The sequence below is a fragment of the Shewanella sp. W3-18-1 genome, from assembly GCF_000015185.1.
GTDB lineage: Bacteria > Pseudomonadota > Gammaproteobacteria > Enterobacterales > Shewanellaceae > Shewanella > Shewanella putrefaciens.
The window spans coordinates 2,771,937-2,787,102 of record NC_008750.1; the positions used below are offsets into that span (position 1 = coordinate 2,771,937).

14 protein-coding genes and 6 tRNA genes are annotated in these 15,166 nt (G+C 42.3%); 3 read left to right on the forward strand and 17 right to left on the reverse strand.

What is annotated here, in order from left to right:
• Window positions 1-47: 47 nt before the first annotated feature.
• The 3 genes from SPUTW3181_RS12535 to SPUTW3181_RS12545 are packed head-to-tail and all read right to left on the reverse strand — an operon-like array spanning window position 48 to window position 2,792.
• Window positions 48-551: a GDYXXLXY domain-containing protein gene (locus SPUTW3181_RS12535; RefSeq protein WP_011789687.1), complete on the reverse strand. Its 504-nt coding sequence runs from the start codon at window positions 549-551 to the stop codon at window positions 48-50.
• Window positions 551-1,714: a DUF4401 domain-containing protein gene (locus SPUTW3181_RS12540; RefSeq protein WP_011789688.1), complete on the reverse strand. Its 1,164-nt coding sequence runs from the start codon at window positions 1,712-1,714 to the stop codon at window positions 551-553. Before SPUTW3181_RS12540 ends, SPUTW3181_RS12535 begins: the two co-directional genes overlap by 1 nt.
• Window positions 1,701-2,792, reverse strand: a complete 1,092-nt coding sequence (locus tag SPUTW3181_RS12545; protein WP_011789689.1) for a DUF2157 domain-containing protein — start codon at window positions 2,790-2,792, stop codon at window positions 1,701-1,703. Before SPUTW3181_RS12545 ends, SPUTW3181_RS12540 begins: the two co-directional genes overlap by 14 nt.
• A 136-nt stretch (window positions 2,793-2,928) precedes the next feature.
• On the opposite strand from SPUTW3181_RS12545, the gene SPUTW3181_RS12550 reads away from it, so the two are divergent.
• A complete protein-coding gene (locus SPUTW3181_RS12550) occupies window positions 2,929-3,735 on the forward strand; it encodes a substrate-binding periplasmic protein (protein WP_011789690.1) in 807 nt (268 codons plus the stop codon).
• 12 nt (window positions 3,736-3,747) lie between these two features.
• On the opposite strand, the gene SPUTW3181_RS12555 is transcribed toward SPUTW3181_RS12550, so the two are convergent.
• The 6 genes from SPUTW3181_RS12555 to SPUTW3181_RS12580 all read right to left on the reverse strand — a co-directional run bounded on the left by SPUTW3181_RS12555 (window position 3,748) and on the right by SPUTW3181_RS12580 (window position 9,174).
• Window positions 3,748-4,143 carry a hypothetical protein gene (locus SPUTW3181_RS12555; protein WP_041408201.1) on the reverse strand — a complete coding sequence of 132 codons (396 nt, stop codon included), beginning with the start codon at window positions 4,141-4,143 and terminating at the stop codon, window positions 3,748-3,750.
• 158 nt (window positions 4,144-4,301) lie between these two features.
• Window positions 4,302-4,697: a hypothetical protein gene (locus SPUTW3181_RS12560; RefSeq protein ID WP_011789692.1), complete on the reverse strand. Its 396-nt coding sequence runs from the start codon at window positions 4,695-4,697 to the stop codon at window positions 4,302-4,304.
• 37 nt (window positions 4,698-4,734) lie between these two features.
• Window positions 4,735-5,199: a GNAT family N-acetyltransferase gene (locus tag SPUTW3181_RS12565; protein WP_011789693.1), complete on the reverse strand. Its 465-nt coding sequence runs from the start codon at window positions 5,197-5,199 to the stop codon at window positions 4,735-4,737.
• Window positions 5,200-5,231: 32 nt separating this feature from the next.
• A complete protein-coding gene (locus SPUTW3181_RS12570) occupies window positions 5,232-5,834 on the reverse strand; it encodes a GNAT family N-acetyltransferase (protein ID WP_011789694.1) in 603 nt (200 codons plus the stop codon).
• A 353-nt stretch (window positions 5,835-6,187) separates the two neighbouring features.
• Window positions 6,188-6,811: a 2OG-Fe(II) oxygenase gene (locus SPUTW3181_RS12575; RefSeq protein ID WP_011789695.1), complete on the reverse strand. Its 624-nt coding sequence runs from the start codon at window positions 6,809-6,811 to the stop codon at window positions 6,188-6,190.
• Window positions 6,812-7,029: 218 nt separating this feature from the next.
• A complete protein-coding gene (locus SPUTW3181_RS12580; RefSeq protein WP_011789696.1) occupies window positions 7,030-9,174 on the reverse strand; it encodes a M3 family metallopeptidase in 2,145 nt (714 codons plus the stop codon).
• 707 nt (window positions 9,175-9,881) lie between these two features.
• Between SPUTW3181_RS12580 and SPUTW3181_RS12585 the strand changes: the two genes are divergently transcribed.
• Both SPUTW3181_RS12585 and SPUTW3181_RS12590 read left to right on the forward strand, forming a co-directional pair.
• A complete protein-coding gene (locus SPUTW3181_RS12585; RefSeq protein WP_011789697.1) occupies window positions 9,882-11,948 on the forward strand; it encodes a bifunctional 2',3'-cyclic-nucleotide 2'-phosphodiesterase/3'-nucleotidase in 2,067 nt (688 codons plus the stop codon).
• Window positions 11,949-12,151: 203 nt separating this feature from the next.
• Window positions 12,152-12,907, forward strand: a complete 756-nt coding sequence (locus SPUTW3181_RS12590) for a DUF2057 domain-containing protein (protein ID WP_011789698.1) — start codon at window positions 12,152-12,154, stop codon at window positions 12,905-12,907.
• 46 nt (window positions 12,908-12,953) lie between these two features.
• On the opposite strand, the gene SPUTW3181_RS12595 is transcribed toward SPUTW3181_RS12590, so the two are convergent.
• From SPUTW3181_RS12595 to pal, 8 genes are all read right to left on the reverse strand, one after another.
• Window positions 12,954-13,029: transfer RNA gene (locus SPUTW3181_RS12595), tRNA-Lys, on the reverse strand.
• Window positions 13,030-13,087: 58 nt separating this feature from the next.
• Window positions 13,088-13,163: transfer RNA gene (locus SPUTW3181_RS12600), tRNA-Lys, on the reverse strand.
• Between the two features lie 56 nt (window positions 13,164-13,219).
• Window positions 13,220-13,295 (reverse strand) — tRNA-Lys (locus tag SPUTW3181_RS12605).
• Between the two features lie 58 nt (window positions 13,296-13,353).
• Window positions 13,354-13,429: transfer RNA gene (locus tag SPUTW3181_RS12610), tRNA-Lys, on the reverse strand.
• Window positions 13,430-13,467: 38 nt separating this feature from the next.
• Window positions 13,468-13,543 (reverse strand) — tRNA-Lys (locus tag SPUTW3181_RS12615).
• 59 nt (window positions 13,544-13,602) lie between these two features.
• A tRNA-Lys gene (locus tag SPUTW3181_RS12620) sits at window positions 13,603-13,678 on the reverse strand.
• A gap of 142 nt (window positions 13,679-13,820) precedes the next feature.
• Complete coding sequence (gene ybgF, locus SPUTW3181_RS12625; RefSeq protein ID WP_011789699.1) at window positions 13,821-14,570, reverse strand: tol-pal system protein YbgF; 750 nt, start codon at window positions 14,568-14,570, stop codon at window positions 13,821-13,823.
• 24 nt (window positions 14,571-14,594) lie between these two features.
• Window positions 14,595-15,131 carry a peptidoglycan-associated lipoprotein Pal gene (gene pal, locus SPUTW3181_RS12630; protein WP_011789700.1) on the reverse strand — a complete coding sequence of 179 codons (537 nt, stop codon included), beginning with the start codon at window positions 15,129-15,131 and terminating at the stop codon, window positions 14,595-14,597.
• Window positions 15,132-15,166: the final 35 nt, after the last annotated feature.

The window sequence follows — 15,166 nt, forward strand, 5'->3', positions numbered from 1 at the left end:
AAGATAATAAAGCAAAACAAATGGATGATGATCATCCTGATACTGGGCTATAAGGGCTGCAACTTCTCATCGAGCAAACTAACCAGCAGTAACTCACCCTGCAAGTTCACCCGAAACTCACCGTATTTAGCTGCACTAAAATGATCGGCTTGGCCTTCTTCAAAGAAAAAGCTGTTCGATGCGAGCTTAATTTGATTCCCACGGACACGAAATTGCACCCGAAGCTGATCTTTGCCTAATGCTTGATCAGTATAAAAATCCACAAACCGCGCAACCTTTTGCTCATCTAATGCCAATAGTAACTGGCCTTGGGTTTGTTGCGGTGCCAAAGCACTACGCACATCACGCGCGATGGCATATTCAAGCGCCATATAATCCCCCTGCATTAATGAACGCGGATCGACCGGCGCTAATGCAAAACGCACCACTTGCCCGTGATTAAGGATCTGTTCAAACTTGAAAATACGCCAATTTACACCAGCAAGAATTACCATTGTCGTGAAAAGTACGATGCCCAGCGCCCATTTATGTGAAGCCGACAGTTTTCCCATCACATAGTCTCCTTAGCATGCACATTTACAGGAAATAGCCGCCACATCACTAACTTTGTTACCAGTAGCAATAAACCTAATCCCATCAAATACCAAGACTTAAGCATTAACGTCGTTTCCAAGGAATAGTAGTAGCCACCCACAAATAATACTGCCGATGCAATACCCATCCATTTAAGCCAAAATTCATTAGCATAGTGACCGAGTAACATTAGCAGAATAGCCGTGGATACACCCTGCATTGGCAAGGACAGGCCACTGACGAAAACTAACCCGATAACACATGCAAATGCGCTAAGCGAAACGAGTGATTGTTGACGTTCACGAAAAATAGATATCAATAAAAAACTGCAAATAGAAAAAATAATCAGCACATGTGTCAAAGAAAGCCACGGCATCTGCTGCCAAGGAGTAAACAAGGCTTCAAATATATTATCCATACTAAAGACATGAATTAATTGAATATTCAGAAGAGTAAATGCAAAACCGTATAAGAGCATACGTGCTCGCCGATAGTGGCGGCCTAATTGATGGATATTTAAAACAACTAAACTGATAAGTAAGGCAAAAATACTCTGACTCAAGTTAAGTAGATGTAATTTAGCCATAATGCCAACAACACACCAACTTAAGCAAAAAGCAAACACAAACTGAGCTAACCCATGGGTAATCAATCCCCATAGACACAGAAGAATAATTGCCATGCTGCTATACCAAGCAAAGCTAAAGTCATCGCCAAGTAAATCGAATAATCCCCAAGCAATACCCAAGATCCCACTCAAGCTCGCAGCAAAGGCAAATTGATGAATAAAAGTTTGTTTTCGTGGTAAAAAATATAAACCAACGCCAATACCCAAATAGATTAACCCAATAAATAAGGCAAAATATCCATCGACTCGTTCAAAAATCGCATCCAAAAGCGATGCCATAAACCCCAATAAAAACCATGCTGCAATCCAAGCTGCAAAGGCTTGCATCGCAGCGATATACCATGGCACATCGTGGCTTTCAGGCATTTGAGGCGAGCCGACGTTACCCTCTGCATACAAGGCTTGCCACAATGTTGCCAAAGGTGACTCACATGGCATATCACTTGGTACAACACACTTATCCAATGGTGTAGTTGCCACTGATTCTTCCATTAAGCCCTTATTTTTGTCCATGGGCTTCTCCCATAATGGCTTGGTTTAGTAACTGGGCTGGTTGTGTATTAAAAAGTCGGTTTAGTTTTCTCAACCATAGGCTTAAACCAGTACTGGCTAAAATGATATAAAGGCCAATAAATAAGAAGCCACCTATAGGCTCATTATCCTCAAACATTAGTTTTACCCATAATGCACCGACCACGGCAATCAAACTAAAACCACCTAAAGCTAAAGGATATATACGTGGTAATCGATAGCGGAAAATAAAGAAACCAATAACAAGATGGGCAAAATAGCCGCACATAACCCCAGTGTAAAAGCCATGATGTTCACTCACATCATCAAAAATCAGCCAAGTGATTAACCAAGTAAAACATCCCATAGCAAACATCGAACAGGCATACTCTACAAGGGGAACATGCCAGCTTCCTGTCGCTTTTGGGTCTAAAAAAACAAAGGTGTAATAGATAACTAAATTGAAGATGACAAAGGTGAATAGCAATGCTTGCTCATCCCAAAAGTCTCCCCAAAAATGGGAAAAAGTATCAAAAAACAACCCTAAACTAAGATTCAATAACCCGACGATCAATAACCATAAAGCATCAAATCTTGCGACCCAAGCAAAAGGTAAAATAACAATTGCCCACAAGGCGAATAATTGCCAAGGATCGGCGCCTGTTTGATAGGTTTGTCCAACGAGTGCCAATAGTCCTCCCACTAAAATACTGGCTCCGAACAGCATGGCATTGGCAGTTGTTACCCCCAAGAGGGAAGACTTATATGGATAAGCAGCTGATACTCGACAAGCGGCGCGATAATATAACCAAACAAACAGGGAAATGGTCAGCAATATTGCCACTTCTATTAGGGCAAATTTTGCAAAACGGCCAAGGGATTGCCAATTGTAGGCAAAGAAAAATATCACTCCACTGACAAAACTAAACGTCCCCAACCATAATAGTATTGTGCTGAAAAGGGTTTTCCAGCTCGCTGCACTTGGTCGCGGCGAAAGAGCGCAATATAGGCGATTTGCCTGCTCTTTAGTGATATATCCCTGTTCAAGCCACTCACATACCTGAGATGATAAATTACTCAACGTGAGATCTCCCTAATCATCATAAAACTTAGCAGCACAAAAATACGCATTAACAATACGTAAGTGCTGCAATTAATTGTATTAACTTGTAACAACCACAGGTAAGCTAAGGCCGTGGTGAATAACAGGAGAACCTATGCACTTACAAGGCAGTAGCTACCCACTTTTATGCTTCATCCTCTTTACCAGTTTAAGCTCTATGGTATTTGCCCAAGGGCAGCAAGTCGATCCCATCCCCCAAATACGCGTAGGAGGGTATCAATTTGCCCCTTATGTTAATCTTCAACAGGATGGGCGCTATACTGGCCTAACCCTCGATATTATTAATGCGCTCAATCAAGTACAACAGGATGTTAGATTTGAATTTGTCTCTACCAGCATAGAGCATAGATATAAAGCCTATTCAGTAGGACGATTCGATATGATGATGTTTGAGAACCCTAATTGGGGTTGGCAACAAATCGAGACCCAATTTATTCCTTTACACATCACCGATGGTGAAGCTTTTATTGCCCTAAAGAGTAAAGCGAGAAATCAGTTGTTTTTTAGCACTCTGACCAATAAATCGATCGCCTTAGTTAAAGGCTACCACTATCGCTTCGCACAATTAGAAACAAATCCTGAGCACCTTGAAAAACAGTTCAATATTATATACGTAAACAATAATAAAGCTTCGATCGAGAGTATTTTACGCAAACGCGCTGATGTTGCACCTGTAACTTATTCTTACCTCAATCACTATCTCAAGCTCAATCCCCAAGAACAACCACTATTACTCATATCTGAGAAATGGGATCAACACTATACCCATAACATTCTATTGAAGCCGAACTCAGTACTCGAAGCGACAAAGCTATCCCATTGGTTACAATTACTGACTGATAACGGGAAGTTGGCAGAATTAGCACAAAATTATGACATCACACTCACCACGTCAGATTAATGTGCTTTCCTATCACATCATTGCCATTAAGGGCTCCAACATAGACAAAATACCAATGAGTAGAAACACCAGAGCTTGGAGACTCAACATAAGTCCACTGTTGGGTGGACTTAAGCTTGCTATATAAAGCTGCCAAATTGCAAAAATACTGTAGTTAAGTCCAATAAATAACAATAAGCTAAAAGCATACATCTGGGGGATGAGTGCAACGGCACAAACAAGAAAAGTCGCTGTTGATATCAAGAAAAAAATTGTTTGAAAATAAAATACCCCTAGCAACATTCGCTTTGTCTGCTCACTCACATTTGCAATGAACAGCGGTGCTAATAACACTCGCTTTCCTTGATTTAAGTGGTATATGCAAAGTCCTGTACTCAACACCATTGCAGCCAAGAGTATTAACATCATCACTATTCTCAGTTAATTCAAAAAGATTGTAAGCTGCAAACTAAGACCGCCTAAAGCATAACTCCGTTTCACCCCCAAAAAATTAACTGTGCTAGCCAGTTAAATATCAAAAAGGAGCCATTTGGCTCCTTTTTGATATTTATAGGTTAACGGCGACACTACATCGTTGCCATAATCCAATAATCTAACCGTTTTTGTGGCTCAGCCAGTATGGTTTGGCATCCATCTTTATATTTGCCCATCAAAGCACCTAAGTTACTTGACCCTCCAAGACTTTGAATTTGGCGCGCTTTGGCATCGGCAATAGCTTGGATCACTTCCGCTTCTGGGCGATATTGCTTGGCAAGATCCTCTGCTTCAACTTTCGAGTTCTTTAACCTCTCACCCACGGCCTGCATTTGCGGAGCATTCATTGCCGCTATCGCTTCTGAACTTATCTGATAATAAGCGGCACATTCGATGACCTCATTACTAAAAGCCTTCTCTGCTTCACCTGCCAATACCGCAGAGCTCGCACTTAAGGCTAAGCCACCTATGACTAACGCTTTTAACATGGTTGTATTCCCTTTTTATTAGCAATAACGAATAAACCTACCTAAGCCCAGAATGAATCTCAAGCTCGTAGGTAAAAAAATCTTGGTTTCGAACAAAGCCTAATGCCTCATACAAGCCTTGAGCACGGCGATTATCCCTTTGAGTCTCTAAGATCAAATAACTGATATTTTGCTCCTTCGCGTAACGGGCTGCACGCTGGACTAAAGCCCGACCAATGCCGACACAACGAGCATGTTGAGTCACAAAAACATCATTCAAGATTAAAATCGGGGCTAATCGCAGCGATGAAAAGCAAGGATATAGCTGCACAAAGCCAAGGCCCAAACCTTGGTGATCCCGCGCAATAAACACCACGGACGAGCGTTCGAATAATCGCGCATGGATAAACTGCTGTGCTGCCACAAAGTTATCATCACATCCATAGAACTGCCGATACTCATTAAATAACACGGCAACGTCATGGCTATCAGTCACATCTGCTTGAGTAATAATGCTCGCCATTTATATTTCCTAACTTTGCTTTATATAAACGATCAGATTATAGGTTTCTGTTTCAATCGAAATTGCAGGCCAGATTTAACCGTTGGCCATTCAGTATCAATAATCGAATAAACAACAGTATCGCGAATAGTGCCATCCTTAAGAATTCTATTATTGCGCAGGACTCCATCTTGTTTGGCTCCTAGCCTAGCAATAGCTTGGCGTGATGCCTGATTATGCCAGTGCGTACGAAATTCAACTGCGATGGCATCTAAGGACTCAAAAGCAAAGGTTAACAGCAGCAGTTTGGATTCAGTATTAATGCCTGTACGTTGAGCTCGTTTTGCATACCAAGTGTACCCAATTTCAAGGTGACGATGTTCACTCTCCCAGTGGCAAATTCGCGTACAACCCACAATCTCACCTGATACCCTATCGCGAACAGCAAAAGGAAAACTCTCACCCCGCTGCGCATCCTCAATAGCTTGTGTAACATAGGCTTTCATTTCGCTCGGTTCTGGTACGTTGGTATACCACAAATGCCACAGTTCTCCATCCGCTACAGCCAAACTCAATGCCGCCACATGGGACAAGGACAAAGGCTCAAGTACTACATGCTCACCACTTAAACAACCTAAGTTATCTCCACAGCCCACTGTATCGCCTCCGTTAGATGATTTAAAAGTGTGCTCTTGCGCACATTTTTATCTAGCCTAACATTAAACGATAATAAAAAAACACCCTATTTTCAGCGCTATTTTGATCAATACGTTAAAAGAGGCCTTCAATTTCACTCGGGTAACATTGTGGTTGCTAGACGAAAAACGGTGAATAAGTTTCGAGATGAGATGTTACTCGTTAGATAAGGATCTGTTCATAAAAAAGAGGCGTTAAATATCGCTATTGACTCAAATGAAAGACGACGCGTGATTAACGCCTGTAAACTAAGTGTTAGCTGATAAATCAAGTTAAAAATGGCACAAGCGTGTCATTTTTAACCAGCGTAATATCAAAAGCCATGGATGCTATTACTCACCCTAAACCAGCCAGCAATACTATTACGCTGTGCTCGAGTTTGAGTGACCTCATGGGGAAAGCGTTCACTGAGAAAAATCACAAAATGCCCCATTTTTGGGGGGATTCGTTCTAATTCATTATCCTCTTCATCATAAATAATCAATTCACCACAATCGGCTTCTTTCCAGTTAGGATTCAAAAAAAACACTGTGGTTAAGATACGATTTTGGCTACCTTTTAAGGCATCAACATGCTTTTTATAGAATGCCCCTGGCTGATATACCGCATAATGACTTTCATAATCAAATAACCCCATAAATAAGCGACGATTTAAACCGTTTTTTAACTGTGTCATCAAGTCAAGATACAAGATATCTGGCTTATTCTGCTCATCTAGCCACTGGATCCTATCGCGGCGAATATCTGGGTTTAATTGTTGTTCCACACCGCGGCCTATTGAGGCCGCTTTCAACTCATATAAATCTGTAGCTTGAATTTTATCTAATAAAACTTGGCTAATATTATGAGGAACTAAGTCCGTTAAAAGTATATAGCCTTTATTTACCAAGGCGTCAGCGATCACATCCAGCACTGCTTCACTCAATTGCGAAACCATTTATGCTACATCCAAAAAAGAAGCTACGCTTTTGCTGTACTCAAGGGCTCAAAGAAGGGAGGGTTGAGCCTGATTTTCGAGGGGCGTCGATACGAGATATAGAACATATCCCACAGTCAAATCTGGCAGGATTCTAGAGTAAAGACCTAGGAAATACAATAAAACAAAAAAAGGCCTGATAGGTTACCCATCAAGCCTTTTGTTACTGCAGATCAAACTTAATTCACTAAACCACGGCGTTTTAATAAGGCATCCGTTGTCGGCTTTTGACCTGTAAACTGAATATAGTTTTGCATTAAATCTTCACTATTACCTTTAGATAAAACGGTATTACGGAATTTATCACCATTGTCCTGATTTAGCCCTCCATGTTCACCCATGTAAGCAAAAGCATCGGCAGCAAATACTTCCGTCCAAAGATAAGCATAATATCCAGCAGAATACCCACCTGCAAAAGCATGACTAAAATAACTCGATTTATAGCGTGGTGGAATTGGCGCAAAATCAAGACCATGTTTAGCTAAGACTTGATGTTCAAACTGCTCTACATCGGTAATTTGAGTATCAGCACTGATAGAGTGCCATTCCATATCTAATAAGGCCGCTGACAGATATTCAACAGTATCAAAACCTTGGCCAAACTTATTTGCTGCTAAGATTTTATCAAGCAACGCCTTTGGAATAGGCTCCCCTGTCTGGTAGTGTTTCGCATAGTTCGCAATCACAACGGGGTCAATATTCCAATCTTCGTTAACCTGTGACGGGAACTCCACAAAGTCACGCGCGGTTGATGTACCTGCCACACTGGGGTATTTCACCTGTGAGAATAAACCGTGGATCCCGTGGCCCATTTCATGGAACATGGTCGTTACTTCATCGAAGGTCATTAATGTTGGCCCATCGGCAGGCTTTGGAATATTAAGCGCGTTATAGACAACAGGTTTAGTGCCGAGCAAGCCGCTTTGAGTCACGAACTCATCCATCCACGCGCCACCGCCTTTGCCTTCACGGGCATATGGGTCTAGGTAGAATAAACCAATAGAACTGTTATCTTTATCAAAGACTTCAAAGGCTAATACGTCGGGATGCCACACAGGTAAATCAGTGCGCGCTTTTAAGCTAATGCCATACAGTTTATGCATAGCGAAAAACAGCCCGTCTTTCAGTACAGTATTAAACTCGAAATAAGGCTTGATGCTGCTTTCATCAAGGGAGTATTTCTCTTTACGTACCTTGTCGGCGTAGTAAGCCCAATCCCAAGGTTGCAACTCAAAATCACCGCCCGCCTTTTTGATTTCAGCCTGAATATCAGCCGCTTCCACTTTGGCGCGTGCTAAGGCTTTTGGCGCTAAATCATCGAGAATTTCATACACCGCGGTAGGAGTTTTCGCCATTTGATCGGCAACGGCATAAGCTGCCCACGTATCGAACCCCAGTAAGTTGGCTTTTTTAGCGCGAATTTGCGCCATTTTCACAATTAACGGGCCATTCGTTATCACAGATCTGTGAGCCGAAGCTTCCCATACTCTTTGGCGCAGCTCACGATGACTCAAACTTGAAAGCACAGGCTGACGTGTCGTGTTGACTAAGGTAATCAAGTAGCCCTCTTTACCCGCAGCTTTGGCGGCTGCGGCTAAAGTGGCAATTTCGCTGTCGGATAAACCCGCTAACTGGGCTTTATCGGTCACGATAATCACATCATCTTTAAATGATTTTAAGCTGTTTTGTGAAAAGTCTGTCGCTAAAGTGGCAAGCTCTGCATTATAGTCGCGCATCTTCGCTTTATCTTCGGCTGACAACTTAGCGCCAGCGCGGACAAACTGCTCATAGTAATATTCAACTAAACGCTGATCTTCCGCATTCAAACTGCTCTTTTGTTGATAAACGGTTTCAACACGGGCGAATAACGTCGGATCGAGGTAAATATTATCTCGGTGGGCAGCTAGCTTAGGCGCAAGATCCGCTTCAGTTTTCTGAAAGGTATCATCAGAAATCAACCCTGCGAGATTAAAGAATGTTCGCGATACGCGCGTTAACAATTCACCCGAAGTTTCCATCGCGAGAATCGTATTGTCAAAACTGGCCGCTTGTTTGTTATTCACAATCGCAGCGATTTCTGCATCGTGAGCTTTAATACCCTGCTCGAAGGCCGGAGCATAATCTGCAGACTGAATAAGATTAAATTGCGGCGCTTGATCCTGCAGTGGACTCTTGCTCAGCAGCACATGAGTTGCTTCAACTTTGGCGGCGGGTTGAGTCGCAACGGCATTGGGTGCTTTATCATGGTTTACGGTGGACTGGTCTGAACAAGCCCCCAGTAATAAAGCTGCAGCTACGGCTGTAGTAATAACGGACTTACGCATATTAACTCCCTTGGATGTTGCTGCCCTTTCGATTGTATTTTTAAGATGAAAGGTGCGCGCAAATGGATTTTGGCTTTCGGTTTACAACAGTCTGTTTTAACGAACTTGTGTAGCTTCGTACGTCAATTTCGATGAACTACCTTAACAAGTTACGCGCATTTCAGCCAAGTTTTACCCGCCCAGAGCACAGCTAATTTGTATCACTTTATGTGTATTACCCGTCTAAATATGCCGGTGCCAACGCTACGCTAAACCTAACTCACCTCAATCAAGCTAAGAGGCATGCGAACATAAGTGGTCAACATTGGCTAAAATTTGATGTAAAAGAATTATTTAAAAAAATTCTACTGAAGTTTTAAGTCAAATATTCCCGACATAGACAAGGGGCTGAGCAAATAAAATGCCATTCCAATAACAAATATTAACTATTCTTAACAAACTGTTTACTGTAATTATTTAAACATTAATGTAACAAATAAACAGATTAAACGGCTCGCTATTTAGACAAGCAAACCTTGAGTCACAATTTGAAACAGCTTTTATCCGATTAATGTCACATTCAGATCATCAAATGTCTTTATAGTTCTCACTCGTTAACTTGGCAACAAATTAACCTAACAGTTAAATTACGCTGAATTAACAGGATGATGAGCATGCTCCTTTACGGAGCATGCATTGGGGTCAAATAAATATAAATAGAGATAACTATGTTAAATAAGAAAATACTTGCAGTGATGATCACTGCCGCCCTTGGCGTGAGTGCCTGTGGCTCAGATGATGACACGATTATTCAACCTGATGACCGTGTCGTTCAAGCAGATTTACGGGTGCTAGAAACCACAGATTTGCACACAAATATCATGGATTTCAATTACTACAGTGGTAAAAATGATCCAACTATCGGTCTAGCTCGCACTGCAAGCTTAATTCACGCTGCACGCAGTGAAGCCAAAAACAGTGTACTCGTTGATAATGGCGATCTGCTACAAGGCAGCCCAATGGGCGATTATATGGCTAAAGTTGGCCTGCAAATGGGTGATATTCATCCAGCCTATAAAGCCATGAACCTATTAGATTATGAAGTCGGTAATATCGGTAACCATGAATTTAACTATGGTTTAGATTTCTTAAATAAATCCATTAGTGGTGCAGATTTCCCTTATATCAACTCAAACGTTTATTGCGCCGACGATAATGGTTGCTGGAATGAGGTTAAAAAAGGTGAGCATTTATTCACCCCTTATCTCATCAAACAAAAAAATATTATCGACAGTGAAGGTAATAATCAAACCATTAACATTGGTTATATTGGTTTTGTGCCACCGCAAATTCTATTGTGGGATAAACAAAATCTGACGGGTAAAGTCACGGTCGAAGATATTATTGAAACCGCGAAAAAATATGTCCCCGAGATGAAAGCAAAAGGTGCCGATCTTATTATCGCCATCCCTCATTCTGGTATTGGATCAACTGAAAATCCTGGCGATCCTATGGCTGAAAACGCCACTTATGCTTTGACCTATGTAAACGGCATAGATGCGATTCTCTTTGGTCACAGCCATTCCATCTTCCCAGATGCTAAGTATGCTGACTTACCTAATACCGATGTCACTAAAGGCTTACTGAACGGCATACCTGCAGTTATGCCAGGACGTTGGGGTGATAACTTGGGAGTGGTTGACTTTAAACTTGAGCGTAAAGATGGTAAATGGCATGTCCTTAGTGCCAAAACGCAAGCTCGCCCTATCTATAATGGTACAACTAAGGAAGAGTTAGTTAGCCAAGATCCTGCAATTAGAGATGCAGTCGCAGCAGAACACCAAGGCACCCTCGCTTTTGTGGATGAACCTATCGGCGTTGCCGCAGCGGACATGTACAGCTTCCTGACCTTAGTGCAGGACGATCCAACGGTACAAATCGTGTCCGATGCACAAATCGCTAACGTGAAAGCAAAATTACCTCCGGAATTAAAAGATCTGCCAGTGCTATCGGCCTCAGCTCCTTTTAAAGCGGGTGGTCGCCACGGTACAACCAGCGATGCCGATCAATTTGTGCAAGTTGATAAAGGCCCACTGACCTTTAAAAACGCCGCCGATCTGTACCTATATCCCAATACTATGGTGGCAGTCAAAGCGACAGGTGCAGAGTTAAAAGATTGGCTCGAGTGCTCAGCGAACCAATTCAATCAAATCGATCCAACAAAAACCACACCACAAAGTTTAATTAACTGGGATGGTCATCCAACCTATAACTTCGACGTACTCGATGGCTTAACGTACAAGATAGATGTAACTCAACCGAGCAAGTTTGACCGCGATTGCGCCGTCGTTAATGCCAACGCAAACCGTATCGTTGATTTAAGCTATAAAGACGAAAACGGCAAAGTCATCACAGGTGAAGAATTTGCCGCGAAAGCGTTTATTGTCGCCTCAAATAACTACCGTGCCTTTGGCGGTAAGTTTGCAGGTACGGGTAGCGACCATGTGGTGCTTGAACTACCTGACACTAACCGTGAAGCGTTAGCGGCCTATATCACAGCGCAATCTCAGTACAACGAAACCACTGGCAAATACGAAGCTATGGTAAATCCAAGTGCCGATTACAACTGGGATTTCAAAACCATCAGCACTAACGTCACCTTAGATGTTCGCTTCGAAACCCAAGACAGTGACAAAGCCGCAGCCTTTATCGAAGCTAACAAGCAACGTGAAATGAAGAAGATCAGCAAGGATGAACTGGGTTTCGCCGTTTATAGCATCAACCTAACCAAATAAGCGTTCAATCCCGAAATATCATGCTCAAAAAGGCTCCTCGTGAGCCTTTTTTACTCTCAATGACAAAACCAACCTTAATGGACGGCTCCTATAAATGGTTTATCGCTATTTATCTGATCTTGATCCACACTAGAATTAACCCTGCTTTCGCAAAATAACTGCCCTATTATTTAGCAACCGACTCGCAATAACAGAGAAAGTGTATGAAGTATCAATCAATCCTATGTACTACGGCGCTAATACTAACCACTGTGCAGCCAGCAACCGCCGAGATTACTTTGAACCTGCCTAAAAATGCTGAAGTGTTAACGGTCAATGGTAGGCCCGCAGTAAAGAGTGACTCTCTCATTTTAGCCGATGGTATTAATCAAATTGCCTTTCGCTATAGCGTGCAATATCGACAACAAGCTGAGACGGTACGCTATCAGTCTGATGTGCTTATTGTCCGTTTTGATGCATCAACACAGATACTCACACTGAGACTTCCCGCCATCAACTCAGCCAGAGATGCAAAAAAATTTGATGAGTCACCCAAGCTGGCGCTATTAAATGCTCAAGATGAAGCCGTGAGTTTTACCAGCGATATATTAGTTAAGCATGGTATTCAACTGGGACGGGATTTCGAACACGAAATATTGCAGTACAACCTTAGCAATCAACCTGCTTCATTAAATATCACAATGAATGGCGCGACAACAATACCAAACAACGCAATAGCGGTATCATCGACAACAGCAATTTCAGCAAACCAGCCACCAGTGCATCAAGCCCCCGCGGTTAAATCTACAAGCTTGATCGCGATTGAATCAACAATTTCAACATCCAACGATCAGTCTTCGCAAACAACTTCTGCCACCACACCTAGTCAAGCGGAAATTAGTCAAATGCTGGATTACTGGTATAAACAGGCCAATGAAGACACTAAAGCTAGCTTCAAAGCAAAAATCAATCAAAGGTGATTCGATTCATTTAACATATGAGTTCGAAACTAAGGAGATTTATTAGTGGTGGGTCGTGAAGGATTCGAACCTTCGACCAATTGGTTAAAAGCCAACTGCTCTACCGACTGAGCTAACGACCCATCTGGATATGGCGATAAAATGGTTCACTTATTTTATGATTAATCATCTAAAAATAAGTGGTGGGTCGTGAAGGATTCGAACCTTCGACCAATTGGTTAAAAGCCAACTGCTCTACCGACTGAGCTAACGACCCATCTGGATATTGCGGTATATTACTCACCTATTTTGTTATTAATAACCAAAAATAAGTGGTGGGTCGTGAAGGATTCGAACCTTCGACCAATTGGTTAAAAGCCAACTGCTCTACCGACTGAGCTAACGACCCATCTGGATATTACGATAAAACGGCTCACTTATTTTATGATTAATCATCTAAAAATAAGTGGTGGGTCGTGAAGGATTCGAACCTTCGACCAATTGGTTAAAAGCCAACTGCTCTACCGACTGAGCTAACGACCCATCTGAATATTGCACTGATTTATACACTTTCAGTAAAGTGGTGGGTCGTGAAGGATTCGAACCTTCGACCAATTGGTTAAAAGCCAACTGCTCTACCGACTGAGCTAACGACCCATATGCTGTCACAACTATCCCACTAAAAACCACTAACTTATTCTATTTAATAGAGTAAGTGGTGGGTCGTGAAGGATTCGAACCTTCGACCAATTGGTTAAAAGCCAACTGCTCTACCGACTGAGCTAACGACCCATTTACTGGTATTTTGCGCCCCGAACGACCTCGCCGCTCTGAGGGCGCCTATAATACCTTTTTCATCTTCCCATGCAAGCGCAAATTCCCATTTTTTTGTCGTTTGCATGAAAAACAGACTAAGAGTATGTTTTTTAGTTAATTACACTTTAATGGCAGCCAATTGCTGCTGGGCAATACGTGCAGCGGCGCTGTTTGCGTAGTCTTTCACGACTTGTTGGTAATACTGAGTGGCACCCGCTTTATCGCCTGTTTTCTCTGCGATCATGCCAAGTTTGACTAAACTATCACCACGTTTATTTGAATCGCTAAAACGCACAACGACAGTATTAAAGGCTTGCTTAGCTTCAGCAAACTCACTCTTATTAAATAATAATTGCCCCAGCCAGTAGTTAGCATTGGCTGCATACACTGAATCTGGATACTGTTTAATAAAAGCTCTAAATGCAGGAATAGCATCGTCATACTTACGTTCTTTCAAAACTAAGTTAACGGCGCTTTCATAACTTGCGGTTTCACTTAAGCTACTTGCGGCGGCATTGGCTGTAGCAACAGAAGGTGTCGATGTTGCAGCAGAAGCGGCTGGAGCGGCAGAAGCTTTTGAGGATAAATTCGCTACATCATCATAAAGTTGACGTTGACGCTGTTGCATCTGTTCTATTTGATAATTCTGTTGTTCGGTTAAACCACGTAATTCGAGAACTTCCTGCTGCAACGTATCCAGACGACGCTGCATTTCTAGCTCGCTTTGTTGTCTTGATTTAACGATGCGCTCTAAACGAGCGAGTCTGTCATCACCTGAACCACCAGCAATATCTTCCACAGGTGCAGGTGCTGCTACTGCAGCACCCGCGCCAAGGAACATTGCCGTAATTAAGACGGCACGTTTCATGGTGTTACTCTCCGTAATTCAATCTTAGTAAACTAAAACTGCACGACGGTTTTTGCCAAAACCTTCATCAGTGCGAGAAAAATCAAGAGGTTTTTCTTCGCCATAGCTGACAACACTCATTTGGCTAGGTTGTACGCCCATACCTTGTAAGTATTTAGCAACCGCTTTAGCACGACGCTCACCTAGTGCAATGTTGTACTCTGGAGTGCCACGCTCATCCGCATGGCCTTCAATCAGTACACGTACACTTGGGTGCTCTACCAGATAAGTGCCATGGGCTTCTAATATAGCGGCGAATTCAGTTTGAACTTCACTACGGTCGAAGTCGAAGTAAATGATGTGCTCTCTTCTTAACTCTTCCAATTGCTGACGTTGTTGCTCTTCTGGTGACAGCATACCGCCAATACCACCGGTTTGAACGCCACCACCATTCAGTCCGCTACCAGAACCGTTTGTTGAGCCCATTGCATCAGTTTCTGATTCAGAAGTTGAGCTACATGCACTAATAGCCATAATTGGAAGTGCTACCAACATAGCTTTTAACAACTTGTTCAGATCCATTACGTGTTCCTTATAAAATTAAATGTTAATAAATC